We start from the raw sequence: 18,183 nt of genomic DNA on the forward strand, positions 1-18,183 counted from the left end.
GTCCCCCGATGCCCCCGGGGGCCGGGGAGCGGCGGTGTCGCGCCCCCCCTCCGGCGGCACCGCCCAGGGGCCCCCCGCGGGGGGGGGGGGCCCCGCCCCCCGGCCCCGAGCGGGGCGCCGACCCGGCTCGTCCTGCGCCTACCGTCCGGTCGTGCGGACGGAGCGTGTGCGTGTGCTGCCCGTCGAGGGCCCCGCGATCAGAACGGGTTGGTACAGGTGGTGACCTGCTTGGTCGCGTCCAGCGCCGGGCCGGCGGTGGCGCAGATCATGCGCAGGTCGGTGGTGACGACGCGCGGGGTGACGGCCTTGGCGGAGCCGATCCGCACGGTGGTGGCCGAGGCCGCGGTCTCCCAGGGGCTGCCCCAGGCGGCCTGGGTGCGGACCTCGACCTTGACGATCGTCAACTGGGCCGGGTCGGCGGTGACCTGGGCGACGCCGACGACGCCCTCGCCGTCGGCCTGGTGCGAGATGCAGGGGCGGTTGAGCACCGTGGCGCAGGCCACGGCGTCGGTCTCGGACGTTGCCGTGGCGGCCATGGCCGGGCCCGCCGCCAGTCCGGCGATCCCTGCCACCGTCACCAACACAGCTGCGATCCGAGTGCGCATGATGCGAACCTCCTTGGAATTTAAGGGAATCTCACTCCTTGGGATGAGTGTTGCACACATTGTGGACGTCGCGTGTGTGCGTTGCGTCACACTCATGGTGACCATTCAACTACATACCGCAACCGTTCGCCCAGTGTTCGATATCCGGACAGCTCGTGGCCTGACGGACGATCAGTTCGTGGTCGTCGAAGCGCAGGTCGTCCGGTGCGGAGCCGGTGTCGCGCCACGGACCCCCTGACGGTCGGGTGGTGCCGGTGCGGACGGTGCCGGAGGGGCGGAGTGGGTCCTGATGCCCTCGGTGTCACGCTCCGGGAGCCGCCTGCTTGACCGTCTCTTTGATCATTCTTTTGCTCACCGTGTCTGCTTCGTCGCCTGGTGGGGGCCGGATCGGGCGGCAATCGCCGGTGCGGCGATCCCGGCCGGCGGTGTCCCTCACCCGTCCGAGTGGCGGGAGTGCCGCCGGGCGGAATCGGGCGGATACCATCGACCCGATCCCACGGAGGTGGCTGCGTGGACACGGTCATCGTGCAACTTCCCTGCCCGGGGCGCGAGATGGCGCCCGGTGCAGTGCCCGCCCTGCTGCGGATGGGCCCCGGCGAGGCCGCGGTGTTCGGGCGCGGCGAGCCCGGCCGGCCGGCCGCCATCCCGCTGCCCGACCAGGGCGTCTCCCGCCGCGCGGGCGAGGTGGTCGCGGCGGAGGACTACTGGCGGCTGTCCAACTTCAGCACCTCCGCCACCTACGTGGTGGAGAACCTGGAGGGTGCGGGGGAGCACGTCAAGGTCGCCCCCGGCCGGCTCGGCGCACCCGTACCGTTCGAACTGTCCCGGGTGCTGCTGCCCGCGCTCGGCGAACCCGCCTCCTTCAAGGTCTTCGCCCCGCAGCACGCCTACCTGGACGGCGGGCCCGGCGGCGCCGACGGCGAACGCACCGTCAGCCCCTTCGCCCTGGACCCGACCGCCAAGTACTTCCTGGTGCTGCTCGCGCTCTGCGAGCCCCGGCTCCGCTCGCCCTCCGCGGCCGCCGTCCCCGGGGTGACCGAGGTGCTGGCCAGGCTGCGCGCCCTGCCGTCCTGCCGCGGGCTGACCCGCTCGGCGGTGAACTACCACATCGACTACCTGGTGGAGACCAAGCTGCGGCTGCGGGAGCCGTACGAGGAGGGCCCCGGCGGCGGCAAGCGCGAGGAACTCGCGGCGCTGGCCCTGAGGTTCGACCTCGTCCGGGAGGAGCACCTGGCCCTGCTCCCGCCCCGTCGTGCGGCCGCCCGGCCGTGAGGCCCGCCGCCGGGTCCGGTCCGGAGCCGCCGGAGGGGCCGGCGGACGAACCCCGGGACGAACCGTCGCCGGAGCGGACCCCCGGGGGTCACCGGCCGCACGACCGGCCCTTCCGGGTGCCGGACGGCTACCCGATCGCCGGGTACCGGCTCGGCGCCCTCCTCGGCGCGGGCGCCTGGGGCAGCGTCCACGCCGCCGAGGGGCCGGACGGCGCCCCGGCCGCCGTCAAGCTGCTCGCCGCCGCCCGGTTCAGTCCGGGCCAGCGCCGGACCGTGGCCCGGATGGCCCGCAGCGAACAGCGTTTCAGCCGTCGCGCCGACCACCCGCACCTGATCCGCACCGTCGCCGTGGTCACCGTCGAGGACCCGGACCACCCGGACCTGGACGGCACCGTCGCCCTGGTGATGGAGCGCGCCGCCCGCAGCCTGCAGGACGTGCTGGCGGTGGCCCGCCCCGGCACCGCGGTGCCCGGCGCCGAGCGCGTCCTCGCCGAGGTCTGCGCCGGGCTGACCCACATGCACCGGTCCGGCTGGGTGCACGGGGACCTGAAACCGGCCAATGTCCTCCTGATGCCCGACGGCACCGCCAAGATCGCCGACTTCGGCCTCACCGCCGAACTGGAGGGCACCCACGCGTACGCCCCGCCGCTGGGCTCGCCCGACCACGTCCCGCCCGAGTGGTGGTCCCAGCGCACCGGCGCGCGCGGCGTCGCGGTGCGCCCCAGCGCCGACGTCTGGGCCTTCGGCGTGCTCGCCCACCAGCTGCTCACCGGCGGACTGCACCCCTTCCTCGGCGCCACCGCCCGGGCCCGCTCGCTGGCCGCCCAGGCGTACGCCCGCGGCGCCGCCCCGCTGCGGTTGGACGCGGCGCTGCCGGCGCGCTGGTGCCCCGTGGTCACCGCCTGCCTCGCGCCCGGCCGGGAGGAACGGGCCCGCACCGACCTCGCCGCGCTGGTCGCCCGGGCCACCGCCCGTCCGGTCCGTCGCCGCCGCGCCGCCGTGCGGGCCGGAGCCGGCCTACTGGCCTGCGCGGTCACCGTCCTCGCGCTGACCGGGGGACCGGAGCCCGCCGGGCCGGGCGCCCACCGGGGCCCGCCGCCGCTGCCCGGCGCGATCCCGGCCGGCTCGGACGTCCCGGTCGCCTACCGGGGCATGATCGTCGACGCCGCCCGGCGCTGCCCCGAACCGGAGGTCACCCCGGTGCTGCTCGCCGCGATGCTCAAGGCCGAGAGCGGCTTCGACCCGAACGCGGCCCGCCCGGAGACCGGCGAGTACGGCATCGCCATGTGGACGCCCGCCGTCTTCGACGCCTGGGCCAGGGCGGCCACCCACGCGGGACCCAAGTCCTACCTGGACCCCGGCGACGCCATCGCCGCGATGGGCAACTACGTCTGCTGGCTGGACCAGCAGCTCAAGCACGCCGGCTACACCCGCGACCTGCCGGCCCTCGTCTCGGCCGCCTACCGCACCAGCGACAAGACCGTGGAGGCGACCGGCGGCGTCCCGGACCGGGTGCGGGCGCACGTCGACACGGTGCTCCGGTACCTGGCCGAATACGTAGGGTGAGGGTGCGAACCGGGGCGAGTCGTGCCAGATCCCCACGTATCCCGGCGCGGGCACGCGGGTGACCGGCCCCCGGTCTGGGATCCTCGGCGGCATGATCACGAAGCTCCGCGCGGCGGCCGCGCAATGGACCGTCGTCGTTCCGGTGGTGTCGTTCGTCGTCCTCGCCCTGACCTGGCACGAGGACCTGCCCGGCTGGGTGGTGGGCGTGGTGGCCTGCTTCCTGATCGCGGCCGTGCTAGCCGCCGTGCACCACGCCGAGGTCATCGCGCACTGGTCGGGGGAGCCGTTCGGATCCCTGGTGCTGGCGGTGGCGGTCACCGTGATCGAGGTCGCCCTGATCGTGACGCTGATGGCCGACGGCGGGGACAAGTCCGCCACCCTCGCCCGGGACACCGTGTTCGCCGCCGTGATGATCACCTGCAACGGCATCCTCGGGTTGTCCATCCTGGTCACCGCGATCAAGTACCGCACCGCGGTCTTCAACGCGGAGGGCACCGGCGCCGCGCTCGCCTGCATCGCCACCCTCGCGACCCTCAGCCTGGTGCTGCCGACCTTCACCACCAGCTCGCCCGGCCCGCAGTTCTCGACCACCCAGCTGGCCTACGCGGCGACCGCCTCGCTCGTGGTCTACGGACTGTTCGTCGCCACCCAGACCGTCCGGCACCGGGACTACTTCCTGGCCGTCACCCCCGAGGGTCGGGTGCTGGACGAGGACGACCACGCGAGCCCGCCCACCCTCCGGGCCGCCGGGGTCAGCCTGCTGCTGCTCGCCGTCGCCCTGGTCTCGGTGGTCGGCCTGGCCAAGGGCGTCTCGCCGACCATCGAGAAGGCGGTCGACGACGCCGGGCTCCCGCACGCCGTCGTCGGCGTGGTGATCGCCATGATGGTGCTGCTGCCGGAGACCATCGCAGCGCTGCGCGCGGCCGTCCGCAACCGGGTGCAGACCAGCCTCAACCTCGCCCTCGGCTCGGCGCTCGCCAGCATCGGCCTCACCATCCCGGCGGTCGCGATCGCCTCGACCTGGCTGTCCGGCCCGCTCGTCCTCGGCCTCGACCCGGCACACATGGTGCTGCTGACCCTGACGATCGTGCTGGGCATCCTCACGGTGATCCCGCGCCGGGCGACGCTGCTGCAGGGCGCGGTGCACCTGGTGGTGCTGGCGGGGTACGTGGTGTTGGCATTGAACCCGTGACGGCCGGTCAACCGTAGTCCGGGGTGGAAGCCCCTGGCCCGTTCCCCCGTGCGCCAGGGGCTTCCGGCGTTCCCGTGCCCGGCCGGGCGGGGCCGGTGGCGTGGGGCCGGTGGGACGGATGGTGCGGACGGGATGCACGGTGCGGACGGTGCGGACGGGATGCACGGTGTGGATGGTGCGGACGGGATGCACGGTGCGGATGGTGAACCCGGGACGGTGGTCCGACCGTAGACCAGGGTGAGGGCCCCCGGCTCACCCCCGTGGCCGGGGGACCTCACCGTCGTGGGGGGCGGCGGAGGGCCGGGGGGGGGTGGCACACGGGCGCCCCCCAGCGCCGGGGCCCCCCGTGCCGCCCCGGCCGGGCCCGGGGCCTCCGGGAGGGTGCCCCGGAGGCCCCGGGCCTCAGGAGGAGGTGCGGCGACGGCGGGAGTAGACCACCGCGCCCGCGCCGGCGGCCAGCAGGACCGTGCCGGCGCCTGCGTACAGCAGGGTGCCGTCGCTACCGGTGCTGGCCAGCTTCTTGCCGTCCGGGGCGCCCGGGATCGGGGTGGGGACGCTGACCTTGGTGGGCACGGGGATCGGCTGGGCCGGGTTGACCGGGGTGTCGGTGGTGGGCTTGTGCACCGGCACGGTGGCGGTCGGCGGGGTCGACGGGCCCTCGCTCGGGACCTCGGTGGGGGCGCCGGTCGGCGCACCGGTCGCCGGGGCGGTGGCCGCCGGGGTGGTCGGCGTCGCGGACGGGGCCCCGGACGGCTTCGCGGTGGCGCTCGGCGTGGCCGGGGCCGACGGGGTGGTCGGGGGCGTGACCGGCGGCGTGACCGGCGGAGTGACCGGCGGCGTCACCGGCGGAGTGACCGGGGGAGTGACGACCGGGGTCGACGGGCTGTGCGACGGGGTGGTCGGCACGGAGGTCGGGCTGCTCGACGGGGTCTTGGTCGGGGTCGGCGTCACGGTCGGCGAGGGCTTGCCGGTCGGAGCCGGGGTCTCGCCACCGCAGTCGACCTTGAAGACCTTCTGCTTGGGGTTGTCGAGCTTGGTGTCCTTCGGCAGCTCGCCGTCGACCAGCTCGACGGACTGCCAGTACAGCTTGTAGTGGCCGTCGGGCAGGTGGATGTCCTCGGTGCGGACGTGGCCGTGGCCGTCGACCGGGAGGTCGCCGTACGCGACGAGCTTCTCCTGGGGGCCGCCACCGACGGTGGTGATCGCCCAGATCACGTCCTGGTCGGCGTCGAAGCCGAAGGAGTCCAGGTAGAAGGTGCAGACCTTGGGCTCGTTGCGGACGTCCTCCTGGCCGGTGGCGGCGTCGTGGATCTTGACGGTGCCGTTGTTGCCGGGGGCGCCGCCCTTGCCGCCGCCACCGGCGACGGCGTGCGCGGCCGCGGGCGCGAGGAGGATCAGGGCGGCGGCGGTCGGGACGGCCACCAGGGAGCGCGCGGCGGTGGAGCGGATGTGCATGGGGGTTCCATCGGGTACGGCAGGCCGGGACGAGCCTGCGCAGTGGGAGGGAGCCTCTGGTCGGCCGTTTCGGCGGGAGCCGGTGCCGTACGACGGGAGAGGCACAAAAGTTCCCGCAGAGAGAAACGTGACGCAAGGGAGGTTTGGCTGAAATGCCCTGCTGTGTACGGTTGATCCACGTAGTTCGTTACAACGATCCGATCACCCGGTTGTCATGGTTTCGTGTGCACTCCAGCCGGTGCGACCTCCGGTGACGGTCAACTCCGGGCCCCGCCCCGGTGGGTGAAACCACCGCGCCGAGGTGGCCGGTATTGACCGGTCCCCGGGCACGGCCTGCGTGTCGGGGCGGCGGGCGGGGGCCAGGTTTCTCTATCGTCCGTCTGGAACCGCCCAGTCCGCCGATTCCGCTGCCTGCGCAGCCGACCCGACCCGTGGGAGAGTGCGATGCCCGGCCCAGAGCAGACCGCCGAGGAGAGCGCCGACGTCATCGTGGTCGGTGCCGGCCCGGCCGGTTCCACCGCCGCCGCCCACCTCGCCCGGACCGGCCTGGACGTCCTGCTGCTGGAGAAGTCCGCCTTCCCGCGCGAGAAGGTCTGCGGCGACGGCCTCACCCCGCGCGCCGTCAAGCAGCTGACCGACCTCGGCATCGACGTCTCCGAAGAGGCCGGCTGGCTGCACAACCGGGGCCTGCGACTGGTCTCCGGGCGGCGCTCCCTGGAGTTCGACTGGCCCGAGCTCTCCGCCTTCCCCGGCTACGGACTGGTCCGCCGCCGCGCCGACTTCGACGAACTGCTCGCGCGCAAGGCCGCCGCGTCCGGCGCCCGGGTGGTCGAACGCGCCAACGTGGCCGGCCCCGTGGTGGACGAACGGACCGGCCGGATCACCGGCGTCACCGCCAAGCTGGGTGAGGAACGCCTGCCCGTCACCTACCGGGCCCCGGTCGTGGTCGCCGCCGACGGCAACTCCACCCGGCTGTCCGTCGCCATGAAGCGCTACCGCCGCACCGACCGCGCGATGGGCGTCGCCTACCGGACCTACTTCCACACCCCGCGCCACGAGGACCGCTACCTGGAGGCCTGGCTCGACCTGCGCGACCCCGACGACCCGGCCCGGCGCCTGCTGCCCGGCTACGCCTGGGTGTTCGGCATGGGCGACGGCACCGCCAACGTCGGCCTCGGCGTCCTCGACACCGCCAAGACCGACGTGGACTGGCGGGAACTGCTGCGCCGCTGGTGCGAGGACCTGCCGCCCGCGTACGGCTACACCCCCGACGGCGTCACCGAGCCGATCCGCGGCGCCGCCCTCCCGATGGGCCTCAACCGCCGGCCCCACTACGCGGACGGCCTGCTGCTCGTCGGCGACGCGGGCGGCACGGTCAGCCCCGGCACCGGCGAGGGCATCGCCTACGCGATGGAATCCGGCCGCTTCGCCGCCGAGACCGTCGTCCAGGCGCTCGCCCGCCGCACCGACCGCGGCCGCGAACTCGCCCTGCGCGCCTACCCGCAGGCCCTGCGGTCCGCCTACGCCGGCTACTTCGCCCTCGGCCGGGTGGCCGCCGACCTGCTCGGCCGCCCCAGGCTGCTCGGCACCGCGGGGGCCGCCGGACTCGGCCACCCGGCCTTGCTGAAGGTGGCGTTCCGGCTCATGGTCAACCTGACCGAGCCCAACTCCAACGACGCCCTCGACCGGCTGCTCCACCTGCTCGGGCGGGTCGCGCCGGGGAAGTGAGCGCCGGGGAGGCGAGCGCCGGGGCGGTGAGCGCCGGGGCGGTGAGCGCCGCACCCCGGGTCCGCCGGGCCGCCCCGGAACAGGATGACGGACGATCCGACGATCCGACCGGCCGGTGCAGAACCGGCCACGAAGGGCACGCGAACCGCCCCTCCGGTCACCAGACGTCGCCGTCGCGCCAGTCGCAGGCCAGCCGGCCGTCGAGGTCCAGCGGCGCCGAACCCGGCAGGACGAACACCGCGCCCTCCTCGTCCGGCGTCGGCCGCAGGCCGCCCGGGGTGATCGCACAGAGCGGCCCGCGCCACGGCTGCCAGCCGCGCCGCCGGTAGAAGGGGACCGCCTCGTCCGACGAGCCCAGCACCCCCACCTCGTACGCGCCCCGGACCACCCGCTCCACCGCGTCCATCAACGCACCGCCGTGCCCCCGCCCCCGGCGGTCCGCCCGCACCCCGACGCCCTCCACGTACCCGGCCCGCAGCGCCCGGCCGCCGTGCAGCATCCGCCGCTGGACGACCGACGCGTGCCCGATCAGCACCCCGTCCTCGATCAGCAGCGCGTGCACCCCGCCCAGCGCGTGCTCCCAGTCCCCGACGGTCATGTCGCCCTCGAAGACCCCGATCAGCAACTCCCGCGCCTCCGTCAGCACGGCGTGCTCCAACTCGGCCGTGTGGGCCGTCAGCAGCTCGATCACGGGCCGATCCTCGCACCCGGACGGCCCGCTCGAAACCCGGATAAACCGCTGGCGGGAGCGGGGGCGCGGGGGATAGGAAGACCGGATGACCACCATCAGCGACTCCCCCACCGACGGGCGCGTCTTCCGCCCCGCCGTCCTCGACCTCGGCGACGCCCTGCTGCGCCCCTGGGGACGCGGCCTCGACGTGCCCGGCGGCGTCGTCCCCGCACTCGTCGCCGCGTCGACGGACCCGGACATCGCCCGCTGGAACCCGCTCGGCAGCACCGACCCGGCCGCCGCCGAGGCCTACCTCGACCGCTGCGACGCCCACTGGGCCGACGGCACCATGGCCGCCTTCGCCGTCACCGACGCCGCCCGCGGCACCCTCCTCGGCAACGCCTTCCTGCGCTGGAACAACCAGGCCGACGGCATCGCCATGGTCGGCTACTGGCTGCTCGCCGCCGCCCGCGGCCGCGGCCTGGCCACCCGCGCGGCCACCGCCGTCACCCGCTGGGCCGTCGAGACCGCCGACGCCCGCCGCATCGAGCTCTTCCACGCCGTCGGCAACGACCGCTCCTGCCGGGTCGCCGAACGCGCCGGATTCCCGTACGAGGGCACCCTGCGCGCCTCCTGGCGCTTCGACGGCCGCGACTACCAGGACGAACACCTGCACGCCCGACTGGCCTCGGACCCGGATCCGGACCTCGGCTGACCCGGAGGGCCGGCGGGGCCTGCGATCGCCGGTGCTCCAGCGGCTTCTGGCGGAACGTGAGGAACGGGCGATGGCGATCCGGCACCACCACGGCGAGGTCAACGGGATACGGATGCACTGGGTCTCCGCGGGGCCGGGGACCCGGTGGTCCTGCTCCACGGCCGGCCGCAGACCTGGTACGAGTGGCGCCACCTGATCCCGGTGCCGGCGCGGGAGCACCCGGTGATCGCCCCCGACCTGCGCGGTTGGGGGGAGAGAGAGACCGAGCGCCCCGCGGTGCGTTCCGGCTGCGAGTACCACGTCAACACCTGGGTCAGCGCCGGACAGGTCCGCGAAGCGGCCCGGCGGCCGCTCGACATCCCGGTCCCGGCCGTCGCCGGGGAGCACTCCCCGGGGCAGCACATGATCGACTTCGTTCGCCGCCTCGCCCCGGAGGCTCAGGGGGTCGTCCTGCCGGGCTGCGGTCACCTCGTCCCCGAGGAACGCCCCGCCGAGCTCGCCCGGCTCGTCACCGACTTCCTGGCGGGTGCGCCCGGAACGGAGTGAGCCCGGAACGGAGTGAGCCCGGCACCGCCGTCGGCCCCGGGCAGCACGGGGCCGGGCCTCCCGGTCCGGCAGGCAGCGCGCCTCGCGGGGGAGCGGCCTAACCTGGAAGGGCGCGTACGGTGCGTGGCCTTCCAACGGAAGCGGTGGCCATGACGGTGATCTCGGCGGCTCTCTTCGGAACCGACTGGCGGCCCGCGCTGCCGGGTGGGGCCGAGCTGCTGCGCGAGTGCGCGGCCCGGGGCTGGACGGTCGTGCTGACCGGGCCCGGTCCCGCCGGGGCCCCTGCCCTGACCGTGGCCGATCCCGGGGGCGATCCGGTGCGCGCCGCGCTCGAACTGGTCGACGGCGGGTCCTCGCACGCGGTGGCCGTCGCCGGGAGCGTGCGCGAGGTACGGGCGGCGCGCCGGGCCGGGGTGCCCTGCGTCGCCCTGGAGGCCGGCGGGGACGCCGGCCCGGAGCTGCGGGCGGCGGGTGCGGTCGAGGTCCACCGCGACGCGGCCGCGCTGCTGCGCGTCCTGGACGACAGCCTGCTCGCCCGTCCCCGGGCCTTCGGACCCGTGGGCGCCGGAACAGGTGGTCCCCGGAACGGTTAGCGCCGGCCCGTGCCGGGCAACCCGCCGGGTGCGAGCACGTCACCGGAAGTGTCGGAGGTGACCGAGATGGACGGTCCCGCATTGAGCGGATGGGAGCGGCGGCTCCTCGAGGAGATCGAGTCCGATCTGCGCCAGGACGCCAAGCTCGACCGGAGGCTGAGCACCATGGGTGCGAAGCGGCCCAGCCGGGTCCGGCGCGTGCTCGGTGCGGTCGGGCGCCGGGTCACGGCGGGGGTGGTGCTGACGACCCTGGTGATGACGGCGATCTGCCTCGGCGTGGGCGCGCGGACCCCGACCCCGGCCGTGCTGGCCGCGTTGGGGGTGGTCTGGGCGGCCACCGTGGCGGCCGCGGTCGCGACCTCGGAACTGTTGCGCCGCCGCAGCGCCTCCCGGTCCGGCCGGGCGGAGGCCGCGGAGCTGGAGGAGCCCCGTGAACGCCGTGAACGGCGGCCCTGGGACCGGCCGGAGGCGTGACGCGATGAGGACGGACGTGAGGCGAACGGACGTGAGGCGATGAGCACCGACCTGTGGGAGCACCGACCGGGCTCCCACCCCGCCGCCGACCTCGGCCTGGTCGGGTACGAGGTGCAGGCCACCGACGGCCCGGTCGGCCGGGTCGAGCAGGACGGCGGGGACCACCTGCTGGTCGACGCCGAGCCCTGGGTACCGGGCACCCGGGTGATCGTCCCGGTGGGCCTGGTCGCCCGGGTCGACCACCTCGAACGCGCCGCCCACCTCGACTGCCCGCGGGCCAGACTCAGCTCCGCCCCGCCCGCCGCGGTCGACCTGACCGCGCCCCGTCCGCGCTGAGCGGCCGACCCGTGCCCTGGCCGTCCACCACGCTCACCGGCCGGACGATCGCCTTCCTGGTCGCGCCGTACGGTGTCGAGCAGTCCGAACTGACCTCCCCCTGGCAGGCGGTCGCCGAGTCCGGCGGCACGCCGCGCCTGCTGTCCACCGCCGAGGGGCGGATCCAGGCCGTCCGGCACCACGCCCCGGGCGACACCTTCGCCGTGGACGCCCCGGTCGCCGGAGCGGACCCGGCGGACTACGACGGCCTGGTCCTGCCCGGCGGCGTCGCCAACCCGGACCACCTGCGGCTGGACCGGTCGGCGGTCGCCTTCGTGCACGCCTGCTGCCTGGCCGGCCGGCCGGTCGCGGCGATCTGCCACGCCGCCTGGACCCTCATCGAGGCCGACGCCGTCCGCGGCCGCACCCTCACCTCCTGGCCCAGCCTGCGCACCGACCTGGTCAACGCCGGCGCCCACTGGGTCGACGAGCCGGTTCACGTCTGCCACGAGGGCCCCGGCCCGCTCGTCACCAGCCGCAAGCCGGGCGACCTGCCGCTCTTCGAGGACGCGTTCGTGACGGAGTTCGCCCACGCGTGGGCGAAGCGGCGGAGGTAGGGCGGGGCGCTGCGGCGTGGCGGAGGTAGGCCCGGGCGTTTCGGCGCGGGCTGCACCCCGGACGGCCTCCGGCCGGTGGGCCCCGCCGTCAGTCGCCGCGCAGGCGGACGAAGGTGGCGGTGGGCGGCCGACCGCTGAGGGTGAGTTCGGCGCGGAGGGGGCCGGTGAGGGGGCGGACCGGGCCGTGGTCGGGGTCGGTGGTGGCCGGGCCGAGGAGCGGCCGGGTCAGGTCGGCGACCTCCCGGGACTGGACGGCGGTGAGCCGGGGGGTCGTCAGGAGGACGCGGCCGTCGTCGAGTTCGAGGACCAGCGCGTGGGGACGGGCGGTCGGGCCGGTGACGGCGCGGACGGTGGCGTCCAGGGTGTCGGTGCGCCGGTACTTCACCCAGGCGCGCCCCGCGCCGCGCGGCCGGTAGGGCGAGGCGGAGGCCTTGCAGACCAGGCCCTCCACCCCGGTGTCGGCGAGCCGCTCCATCCACTCCAGCGCCTCCGCCCGGTCGGTGGTGGCCAGCACGGGCCGGATCGGCGGCGGGACGTCGGCCAGCGCGGCGAGCAGGAGCCGGCGGCGGTCGGTGAGGGGGAGCCGGCGGACGTCGCGGCCGGGCAGGGCCAGCAGGTCGAAGGCGATCAGGCCGAGTACGACGTCCGGGGCGGCGGCCCGGGCCTGCCGCGTGCGCAGCAGCTCACCGAAGGCGAACCGGCCGTCGCGCCAGGCGACCAGTTCGGCGTCCAGCACCAGTCCCTCGGGCAGCCGGGCGACGGCGGCGGCGATCGGCGGGAACCCGGGGGCGAGGTCACGGCCGGTGCGGGACTGCAGGACCGGCGGGCGGTCACCGCGGGCGAAGGCGACGCAGCGGAAGCCGTCCAGTTTCAGCTCGTACTGCACGCCGCCGCCGCCCAGGCCGTCGGCGGGCGGTACGGCGGTGACGGCGGCGGGGCGCATCACCTCGACGGGTGGGTCGAGGATCGGGCGTGGTTGCGGTGAGCGCGGTCGCGGCGCGTTCGGCGGCGTGTCCTGCGGTGCGCCCTGCCGTGCGCCCTGCCGTGCCTCCTGTGCCGCGTCCGCCCGCTTCGCCGGGTCCGGCCGGGCCGGCCGGTGCGGCGCCGTCGACGGGGCCGGCGGCAGCGGCCGGGCCCGCTCCGGGTCCAGCAGCGGGCCGAACAGGTCGCCGTGGGCGGCCAGCCGGTCGGGGACCTCGGCGAGCGTGAAGGTCAGCTCCGGCTCGCCGCCCGCCCGTTCCAGTTCGGCCCAGGACAGCGGGGTGGAGACCGTCGGCAGCGGCCGGGCCCGCAGGGTGTACGGCGCGGCGGTGGTCTTCTTGGCGTTGTTCTGCGACCAGTCGATCAGCACCCGGCCCCGGCGCCGGGCCTTGGCCATGGTGTGCACCGCCAGCTCCGGGTGCTCGGCCTCCAACGCGGCGGCCAGCGCCTTCGCGTAGGCGGAGACCCGGGTGCCGGGCGTGGGCTCGATCGGGACCATCAGGTGCAGGCCCTTGGAACCGGAGGTCTTCACCCAGGCGGTGAGGCCGTCCGCGGCGAGCCGTTCGCGCAGCAGCAGCGCGACCGCCCGGCAGGTGAGGACGTCCGCGCCCTCGCCGGGGTCGAGGTCCAGGACCAGCCGGTCGGCGAGGGCGGGCGCGGCCGCGTGCCACTGCGGGACGTGCAGCTCCAGGCAGCCCAGGTTGGCGAGGGACAGCAGCGCCGCGCCGTCCTCCAGCACCACCTGGCGCAGTTCGCCGGTGTTGCTCGGGACGTCGACGGTGCGTACCCAGTCCGGGGTGCCCGGGGGCGGGTTCTTGGCGACGAAGACCTCCGCCTCGACGCCGTCCGGGCAGCGCAGGAAGGAGACGGGGCGGTCGCGCAGGTGGGGGAGCAGGGCGGTGTGGACGGCGGCGTAGTAGCGCAGCACCTCACCCTTGAGGGTGCCGGTGCGCGGGTAGTACACCTTGTCGAGGTGGGAGAGGGCGAGGGTGCGCCCGTCCACCGTCATCTGCGGCACGGTCGGTCTCCGAAGCCTCCGGTGGGTGCCCCCGCAGCCAGTCTGCCCCGGTTCGACGGCCGGCGCCCGGGGCCGACCGGTGCGTGGGCGTCGGCGACCGGGTCCTCGATCCTGGCCCGGTCCGGCGCCGGACCGTCCCGGTGGCCGGCTCCCCGTGGCTGACCCGCTCGTCGACCTCCGGCAGCGCCAGGCAGAGCGCCCGCAGCCGCTCCAGCCGCTCCAGCCGCTCCAGCCGCTCCAGCCGTTCCTCCGGGGTCCCCTGCACCCGCTCCTCCGGCGTCCCCCTCACGGGCCCGGGCGCCGGGTCACCCCGCGACCGGCCGGGGAGCGCCCGGGTAGGTGCCGAAGTACCAGTGGTTGCCCTCCGGGTCGGCGGCGGCGAAGTCGCGCGAGCCGTAGTGCGTCTCGTGCACGGCGGTGGTGATCCGGGCACCGGCGGCCACCGCGCGGGCGTGCACGGCGTCCGGGTCGGCGGTGACCACGTAGGCGGTGAAGCCGCCCGGCTTGCCCGCCCAGAGCTCGGCGCCCTCCGGCGACTCGCGGTCGGAGCCGAGCATCACGCCGCCGCCCTCGGGCCAGGCCAGTTCGGCGTGGGCGACGAAATCGCCCTCGCCGTAGGCGACGACCTCCCGGAAGCCGAAGGCCTCGACGAGGAAGCGGATCAGTGCCCGGGCGTCGGTGGCGCGCAGGCTGGGCCAGACCTGCGGGGCGGGGGTCTCGGTGGCGTCCATGGCTTCTCTCCTCGGATCGGGGCTCGGGACCGTGCGGATGTCCGCTACGCCTCCCACTCTGCGGCCGCACCGGCCGCCCCGCCTTGGACGTTTCGGAACCGCTCCGCCGACGGCCCCTCCGCCGCCAGCCAGGCGCTCGGCGCCGCCCCGGCCAGCGCGCGGAACTCGCGCGCCAGGTGCGCCTGGTCGAAGTACCCGCAGCGCACGGCCAGTTCCGCCAGCCGGTTCGGCGGGTCGGCGGAGGCGAGCAGGTGCCGGGCCCGGTCGAAGCGGATCACCCGGGCGGCGGCCTTCGGGCTCAGCCCGGTCTCCCGGCGGAACCGCTCCTGCAGGTGCCGGGCGCTCCAGCCGGTCTCCCGGGCCAGCGCCGCCACCGGCAGCGCACCGCCGCTGCGCCGCAGCGCCCGCCACGCCCAGCCGACCTCGGGCGGCACCTGCCCGGACGGCCGGGCGGCGCGCAGCAGTGCCCCGTCCAGCGCGGCGAACCGCTCCTCCCAGTCGCGCGCGGACCGCAGCTGCTCCTGCAGCCGCGGGCCCAGCTTTCCGAGCACCGCGTCGGCGGGCACGTCGATCCCGGCCAACTCCCCGGCGGGCAGGCCGAACAGGGCGCGGGCGGCGAGCGGGTGCACGGCGATCTGCACGCCGGACTGGGCGCCCTCGTGGGTGATCAGCGCGGGGGTGGTGTGCAGGCCGCCGAGCAGGGTCGGATAGCTGCCGGGCGGCTGCGCCGGGTCGGGGTGCTCGGCGATCACCAGCGGTTCGTCGAGCGTCAGGATGAAGGTCAGGTGGGGGGACGGCAGCCCGCGGTGGACGGCGGGCGCCAGGCCGCGCTGCCGGTAGCCGGAGTACCAGGCCACGTACGGGCGCAACGCGGTCGCGGGCCGGGCCCGGACGGCCTCGTCGACGTACCCGTCGACCGGTGCGTCGGGGACCTCGCGGAGGGGCTCCGCGTCGTGCTCGGCTGCGTCCGTGGTCACGCTCCCAGTATCGGCGGTCCCCGCGGCCGGCGGCCGGGCCGCGGCGCCGGGCCCACCGCCACCGGGGCCGCCGGCCGTCCCTCCGCGCGGTCGCGGACCGGCGCGGTGTTGCTTAAGGTGAGGGCGCGGTCACCCCGTTCGCGCCGCTGTCGAGCGCGTGGGGGAGCGCCGCCCGGGGGGAAGCGGGGGGAATCACCGACGAAGGAGTCCCCGTGACCACTGCCCGAGACATCATGCACACCGGCGCCCAGTGCATCGGCGCCCACCAGACGCTGGCCGAGGCCGCGAAGATGATGCGCGACAAGAACGTGGGCGCGCTGCCGATCTGCGGCGACGACCAGAAGCTGAAGGGCATCATCACCGACCGCGACATCGTGCTGCGATGTGTCGCCGAGGGCAAGGACCCGTCCTCGATGACGGCGATGGAGCTGTCCGGCCACCTGCACTGCGTGCGCGCCGACGACAGCATGGAAGCGGTGCTGCGCAAGATGGAACAGCACCAGATCCGGCGCATCCCCGTGATCGACGGCGAGCGGCTGGTGGGCATGATCAGCGAGGCCGACCTCGCGATGGGCCACCGCGACGGCCAGCGACTGACGGACCAGCAGATCATCGACTTCATGGACAGCGTCTACATGAAGCAGTGACCCGTTCGCGGTGACCGGGCCCGGTCGGTCTCCGACCCGGGCCCCGGCCCCGTCCGCGCGCCCGTGACCGGCCGGACCCCCGTACCGGCCGGATCCTTCGAAGGGTGCCGGACGGGGCCGCCGCGCGTCTTGTACGAATGCGCACGCGGCGCGGTCGTTCGCGCCGCTGCCGTGACGGGCGCCCCTTCCGCGTGGTGGCGTCCGTTCATGTGGCGCCCGGGTCGAGGACGGCGCTGGTGACCCGGCCCGCCACCCGGTCGGTGGGGGCGGGCAGGGCGGTGCCGCCGCGTGAGGCCAGGAACTCGCGGGGGGAGCAGCCGACCATGCCGCGGAAGCTCCGGTCGAGGTGGGACTGGTCGTAGTAGCCGCACAGGGTGGCGAGGTCGGCGCCGGTGGGGTGGTCCTCCCGGGCGGCCAGGACACCGAGGGTGTGTTGGAGGCGGAGGATTCCGGCGGCCTGTTTGGGGGCCAGCCCCAGGTGTTCGCGGAAGCGCAGCTCCAGCCGGCGGCGGCTCCACCCGGTGCCCTCGACCAGGGCGTGGATCGGCACCAGCCCGTGCGAGCGCCGCAGTTGGTGCCAGGCCCAGAGGACGGACGGCTCCCAGTCCGGGCCGTACGCGAACAGCGCGGCGAAGTACCCGTCCAGCATGGCGAACCGGGCGGGCCAGCTCGGGGTGTCGGCCAGCCGGTCGGTCAGTGCCCGCAACCGGGGGCCCAGGAGGTCCCCGGGTTCGGCCCACTGCCCGCCGAGGTCGCCGGCCGGCGACCCGAACGCCCGGAACGCGCCCTGCGGGGTGAGCGAGACGGCCAGCCCGTGCAGGACGCCCGTGTGTTCGGCGATCGTGGCGGTGCGGCGCAGCCCGGCGGCGACCGATCCGAAGGAGGCGGCGGGCGCGGGGGAGACGGCGTCGGTGAGGCGCATGCTGCCCTCGAAGGCCAGGGCCACCGTGACCACGTCCGTGGGGACCTCCAGGCGGCGGCGCGGCCGGCGCAGGTCCATCCGGTAACCGCGGTAGCCGAGGACGTACCGGCGCAGCGGAGCGGCGGGAGTGCCGAGGACCGTCTCCGGTGCGCTCGTCGGGAGGGTGCTCCGGGCCATCTCAACTCCCGTGCTCGGCCGGGTGGGTGACATGTGCACGGGTCATTCTAGGGTCCGCCCGCCCGCTCCCGCCGCCCCGCCCGGGGCGTCTCATGCGGTGGATCTTCCTTTCTTGCCGGCCGGGATGCGGGCAGAATCGCGCCCATGGGAAAGCAGTACGAATCCATCGACGGCCGGCTGCGGCGGTTCATCGAGAGCCAGCCGGTCTACTTCGTCGCGACGGCGCCGCTGGCCTCCGACGGTCACGTCAACCTCTCGCCCAAGGGCCGCTCCGGCACCCTCGTGGTGATCGACGAACTCACCGTCGCCTACCTGGACTTCGGCGGTTCGCAGGCCGAGACCGTCGCCCACCTGCGGGAGAACGGCCGGATCACGCTGATGTGGTGCTCCTTCGAGGGGCCGCCGACCGTGGTGCGGGTGCACGGCCGGGGCGAGCCGGTCTTCCGCGACGACCCGCGCTTCGCCGGGCTGCTCGGCCGGTTCGACCCGGCGGCCGACGGGTCGGGCCTGCGGGCGATCGTGCTGGTCAGGGCCGAGCGGGTGAGCGACTCCTGCGGGTACGCGGTGCCGTTCATGGACTACCGCGCCGACCGTGACCTGCATGCGCAGTACTTCGACCGCAAGGACGAGGAGGAGTTCGGCGCCTACTGCGAGCGCAAGCCGCTCGTCGTCACCAGCATCGACGGCCTGCCCGCCCTTCCGCTGCCGCTCCCGCCCCGGCCCGCCTGACCGGTCACCGGCCGTCGGTCATCGGCCACCGGCCACCGGCTGTCGGGTTTCGGTCACCGCCGTCGGCTCCGCGGTCGACGGTCTGCCCGCCGGGGACCCGCCGCGTCCCGGTCGCGCCCGAGTGCCGATGGGCCGGCGGGCGGGCGCGACGAAGCCGCCGCCCCCCGGGGGGGGGGGGGGGGGGTCGGGGGGTTTGGCGGTGCTAACTTGTCAAACCGGGCTTTGAGGTGGACTAAGGGCCGTCGCCCGGGGCC

The 18,183-nt window shown here is 75.5% G+C and carries 19 protein-coding genes and 1 pseudogene; 12 read left to right on the top strand and 8 right to left on the bottom strand.

From position 1 onward, the window contains the following. Nucleotides 1-197 precede the first annotated feature (197 nt). Nucleotides 198-605 carry a hypothetical protein gene (locus tag ACFV0O_RS34945; protein WP_360267759.1) on the bottom strand — a complete coding sequence of 136 codons (408 nt, stop codon included), beginning with the start codon at nucleotides 603-605 and terminating at the stop codon, nucleotides 198-200. A gap of 510 nt (nucleotides 606-1,115) precedes the next feature. Here ACFV0O_RS34945 and ACFV0O_RS34950 point away from each other — a divergent pair. The 3 genes from ACFV0O_RS34950 to ACFV0O_RS34960 all read left to right on the top strand — a co-directional run bounded on the left by ACFV0O_RS34950 (nucleotide 1,116) and on the right by ACFV0O_RS34960 (nucleotide 4,634). Next, nucleotides 1,116-1,877 (top strand): serine/threonine protein kinase, encoded by a 762-nt coding sequence (locus ACFV0O_RS34950; protein ID WP_380347905.1) that lies wholly within the window; start codon nucleotides 1,116-1,118, stop codon nucleotides 1,875-1,877. A 116-nt stretch (nucleotides 1,878-1,993) separates the two neighbouring features. Further along, nucleotides 1,994-3,442: a protein kinase gene (locus ACFV0O_RS34955; protein WP_380347907.1), complete on the top strand. Its 1,449-nt coding sequence runs from the start codon at nucleotides 1,994-1,996 to the stop codon at nucleotides 3,440-3,442. Nucleotides 3,443-3,533: 91 nt separating this feature from the next. Then, nucleotides 3,534-4,634, top strand: a complete 1,101-nt coding sequence (locus tag ACFV0O_RS34960; protein ID WP_380347910.1) for a calcium:proton antiporter — start codon at nucleotides 3,534-3,536, stop codon at nucleotides 4,632-4,634. 402 nt (nucleotides 4,635-5,036) lie between these two features. Here the strand turns inward: ACFV0O_RS34960 and ACFV0O_RS34965 are convergent, their stop codons facing one another. Then, a complete protein-coding gene (locus ACFV0O_RS34965) occupies nucleotides 5,037-6,089 on the bottom strand; it encodes an LPXTG cell wall anchor domain-containing protein (RefSeq protein ID WP_380347912.1) in 1,053 nt (350 codons plus the stop codon). Nucleotides 6,090-6,533: 444 nt separating this feature from the next. Between ACFV0O_RS34965 and ACFV0O_RS34970 the strand changes: the two genes are divergently transcribed. Beyond that, on the top strand, nucleotides 6,534-7,817 hold the full coding sequence (locus ACFV0O_RS34970) for a geranylgeranyl reductase family protein (RefSeq protein WP_380347914.1): 1,284 nt from the start codon (nucleotides 6,534-6,536) through the stop codon (nucleotides 7,815-7,817). Between the two features lie 157 nt (nucleotides 7,818-7,974). Here the strand turns inward: ACFV0O_RS34970 and ACFV0O_RS34975 are convergent, their stop codons facing one another. Further along, a complete protein-coding gene (locus ACFV0O_RS34975) occupies nucleotides 7,975-8,508 on the bottom strand; it encodes a GNAT family N-acetyltransferase (RefSeq protein WP_380347916.1) in 534 nt (177 codons plus the stop codon). An 85-nt stretch (nucleotides 8,509-8,593) separates the two neighbouring features. On the opposite strand from ACFV0O_RS34975, the gene ACFV0O_RS34980 reads away from it, so the two are divergent. The 6 genes from ACFV0O_RS34980 to ACFV0O_RS35005 all read left to right on the top strand — a co-directional run bounded on the left by ACFV0O_RS34980 (nucleotide 8,594) and on the right by ACFV0O_RS35005 (nucleotide 11,747). Then, on the top strand, nucleotides 8,594-9,202 hold the full coding sequence (locus ACFV0O_RS34980; protein ID WP_380347918.1) for a GNAT family N-acetyltransferase: 609 nt from the start codon (nucleotides 8,594-8,596) through the stop codon (nucleotides 9,200-9,202). 144 nt (nucleotides 9,203-9,346) lie between these two features. Beyond that, a complete protein-coding gene (locus ACFV0O_RS34985) occupies nucleotides 9,347-9,748 on the top strand; it encodes an alpha/beta fold hydrolase (protein ID WP_380347920.1) in 402 nt (133 codons plus the stop codon). Between the two features lie 149 nt (nucleotides 9,749-9,897). After that, complete coding sequence (locus ACFV0O_RS34990) at nucleotides 9,898-10,341, top strand: HAD family hydrolase (RefSeq protein WP_380347922.1); 444 nt, start codon at nucleotides 9,898-9,900, stop codon at nucleotides 10,339-10,341. A 66-nt stretch (nucleotides 10,342-10,407) separates the two neighbouring features. Then, a complete protein-coding gene (locus tag ACFV0O_RS34995) occupies nucleotides 10,408-10,815 on the top strand; it encodes a DUF3040 domain-containing protein (protein ID WP_380347924.1) in 408 nt (135 codons plus the stop codon). Nucleotides 10,816-10,854: 39 nt separating this feature from the next. Beyond that, the gene (locus ACFV0O_RS35000; protein WP_380347926.1) at nucleotides 10,855-11,151 is read left to right on the top strand and encodes a PRC-barrel domain containing protein; all 297 of its coding nucleotides are present in this window, start codon (nucleotides 10,855-10,857) and stop codon (nucleotides 11,149-11,151) included. Between the two features lie 11 nt (nucleotides 11,152-11,162). Continuing rightward, entirely contained in the window at nucleotides 11,163-11,747 is a 585-nt protein-coding gene (locus ACFV0O_RS35005; protein WP_380347928.1) for a type 1 glutamine amidotransferase domain-containing protein, read from the top strand. Between the two features lie 88 nt (nucleotides 11,748-11,835). Here the strand turns inward: ACFV0O_RS35005 and ACFV0O_RS35010 are convergent, their stop codons facing one another. The 4 genes and pseudogenes from ACFV0O_RS35010 to ACFV0O_RS35025 all read right to left on the bottom strand — a co-directional run bounded on the left by ACFV0O_RS35010 (nucleotide 11,836) and on the right by ACFV0O_RS35025 (nucleotide 15,454). Next, nucleotides 11,836-12,690 (bottom strand): DNA ligase, encoded by an 855-nt coding sequence (locus ACFV0O_RS35010; protein ID WP_380347938.1) that lies wholly within the window; start codon nucleotides 12,688-12,690, stop codon nucleotides 11,836-11,838. Between the two features lie 177 nt (nucleotides 12,691-12,867). Then, nucleotides 12,868-13,737, bottom strand: a pseudogene (ligD, locus tag ACFV0O_RS35015) (non-homologous end-joining DNA ligase); the annotation flags it as partial. 314 nt (nucleotides 13,738-14,051) lie between these two features. Then, a complete protein-coding gene (locus ACFV0O_RS35020) occupies nucleotides 14,052-14,477 on the bottom strand; it encodes a VOC family protein (RefSeq protein ID WP_380347930.1) in 426 nt (141 codons plus the stop codon). A gap of 44 nt (nucleotides 14,478-14,521) precedes the next feature. Further along, a complete protein-coding gene (locus ACFV0O_RS35025; RefSeq protein WP_380347932.1) occupies nucleotides 14,522-15,454 on the bottom strand; it encodes a helix-turn-helix domain-containing protein in 933 nt (310 codons plus the stop codon). A gap of 212 nt (nucleotides 15,455-15,666) precedes the next feature. Here ACFV0O_RS35025 and ACFV0O_RS35030 point away from each other — a divergent pair, with 212 nt between their 5' ends. Beyond that, nucleotides 15,667-16,101 carry a CBS domain-containing protein gene (locus tag ACFV0O_RS35030; protein WP_380347934.1) on the top strand — a complete coding sequence of 145 codons (435 nt, stop codon included), beginning with the start codon at nucleotides 15,667-15,669 and terminating at the stop codon, nucleotides 16,099-16,101. A 205-nt stretch (nucleotides 16,102-16,306) separates the two neighbouring features. Here ACFV0O_RS35030 and ACFV0O_RS35035 read toward each other — a convergent pair whose 3' ends face one another. Next, complete coding sequence (locus ACFV0O_RS35035) at nucleotides 16,307-17,200, bottom strand: helix-turn-helix domain-containing protein (protein ID WP_380347936.1); 894 nt, start codon at nucleotides 17,198-17,200, stop codon at nucleotides 16,307-16,309. A gap of 144 nt (nucleotides 17,201-17,344) precedes the next feature. Between ACFV0O_RS35035 and ACFV0O_RS35040 the strand changes: the two genes are divergently transcribed. Beyond that, nucleotides 17,345-17,929 (top strand): pyridoxamine 5'-phosphate oxidase family protein, encoded by a 585-nt coding sequence (locus tag ACFV0O_RS35040; protein ID WP_360257612.1) that lies wholly within the window; start codon nucleotides 17,345-17,347, stop codon nucleotides 17,927-17,929. Nucleotides 17,930-18,183: the final 254 nt, after the last annotated feature.

Source organism: Kitasatospora sp. NPDC059577, from assembly GCF_042735475.1.
In the GTDB taxonomy this organism is placed as follows: domain Bacteria; phylum Actinomycetota; class Actinomycetes; order Streptomycetales; family Streptomycetaceae; genus Kitasatospora.

What these genes read in the sequence shown, in the direction of transcription:
- ACFV0O_RS34945 (WP_360267759.1), bottom strand. Translation starts at nt 605, where the DNA reads ATGCGCACTCGGATCGCAGCTGTGTTGGTGACGGTGGCAGGGATCGCC.
- ACFV0O_RS34960 (WP_380347910.1), top strand. Translation starts at nt 3,534, where the DNA reads ATGATCACGAAGCTCCGCGCGGCGGCCGCGCAATGGACCGTCGTCGTT.
- ACFV0O_RS34965 (WP_380347912.1), bottom strand. Translation starts at nt 6,089, where the DNA reads ATGCACATCCGCTCCACCGCCGCGCGCTCCCTGGTGGCCGTCCCGACC.
- ACFV0O_RS34970 (WP_380347914.1), top strand. Translation starts at nt 6,534, where the DNA reads ATGCCCGGCCCAGAGCAGACCGCCGAGGAGAGCGCCGACGTCATCGTG.
- ACFV0O_RS34980 (WP_380347918.1), top strand. Translation starts at nt 8,594, where the DNA reads ATGACCACCATCAGCGACTCCCCCACCGACGGGCGCGTCTTCCGCCCC.
- ACFV0O_RS34990 (WP_380347922.1), top strand. Translation starts at nt 9,898, where the DNA reads ATGACGGTGATCTCGGCGGCTCTCTTCGGAACCGACTGGCGGCCCGCG.
- ACFV0O_RS34995 (WP_380347924.1), top strand. Translation starts at nt 10,408, where the DNA reads ATGGACGGTCCCGCATTGAGCGGATGGGAGCGGCGGCTCCTCGAGGAG.
- ACFV0O_RS35000 (WP_380347926.1), top strand. Translation starts at nt 10,855, where the DNA reads ATGAGCACCGACCTGTGGGAGCACCGACCGGGCTCCCACCCCGCCGCC.
- ACFV0O_RS35010 (WP_380347938.1), bottom strand. Translation starts at nt 12,690, where the DNA reads ATGCGCCCCGCCGCCGTCACCGCCGTACCGCCCGCCGACGGCCTGGGC.
- ACFV0O_RS35020 (WP_380347930.1), bottom strand. Translation starts at nt 14,477, where the DNA reads ATGGACGCCACCGAGACCCCCGCCCCGCAGGTCTGGCCCAGCCTGCGC.
- ACFV0O_RS35035 (WP_380347936.1), bottom strand. Translation starts at nt 17,200, where the DNA reads ATGGCCCGGAGCACCCTCCCGACGAGCGCACCGGAGACGGTCCTCGGC.
- ACFV0O_RS35040 (WP_360257612.1), top strand. Translation starts at nt 17,345, where the DNA reads ATGGGAAAGCAGTACGAATCCATCGACGGCCGGCTGCGGCGGTTCATC.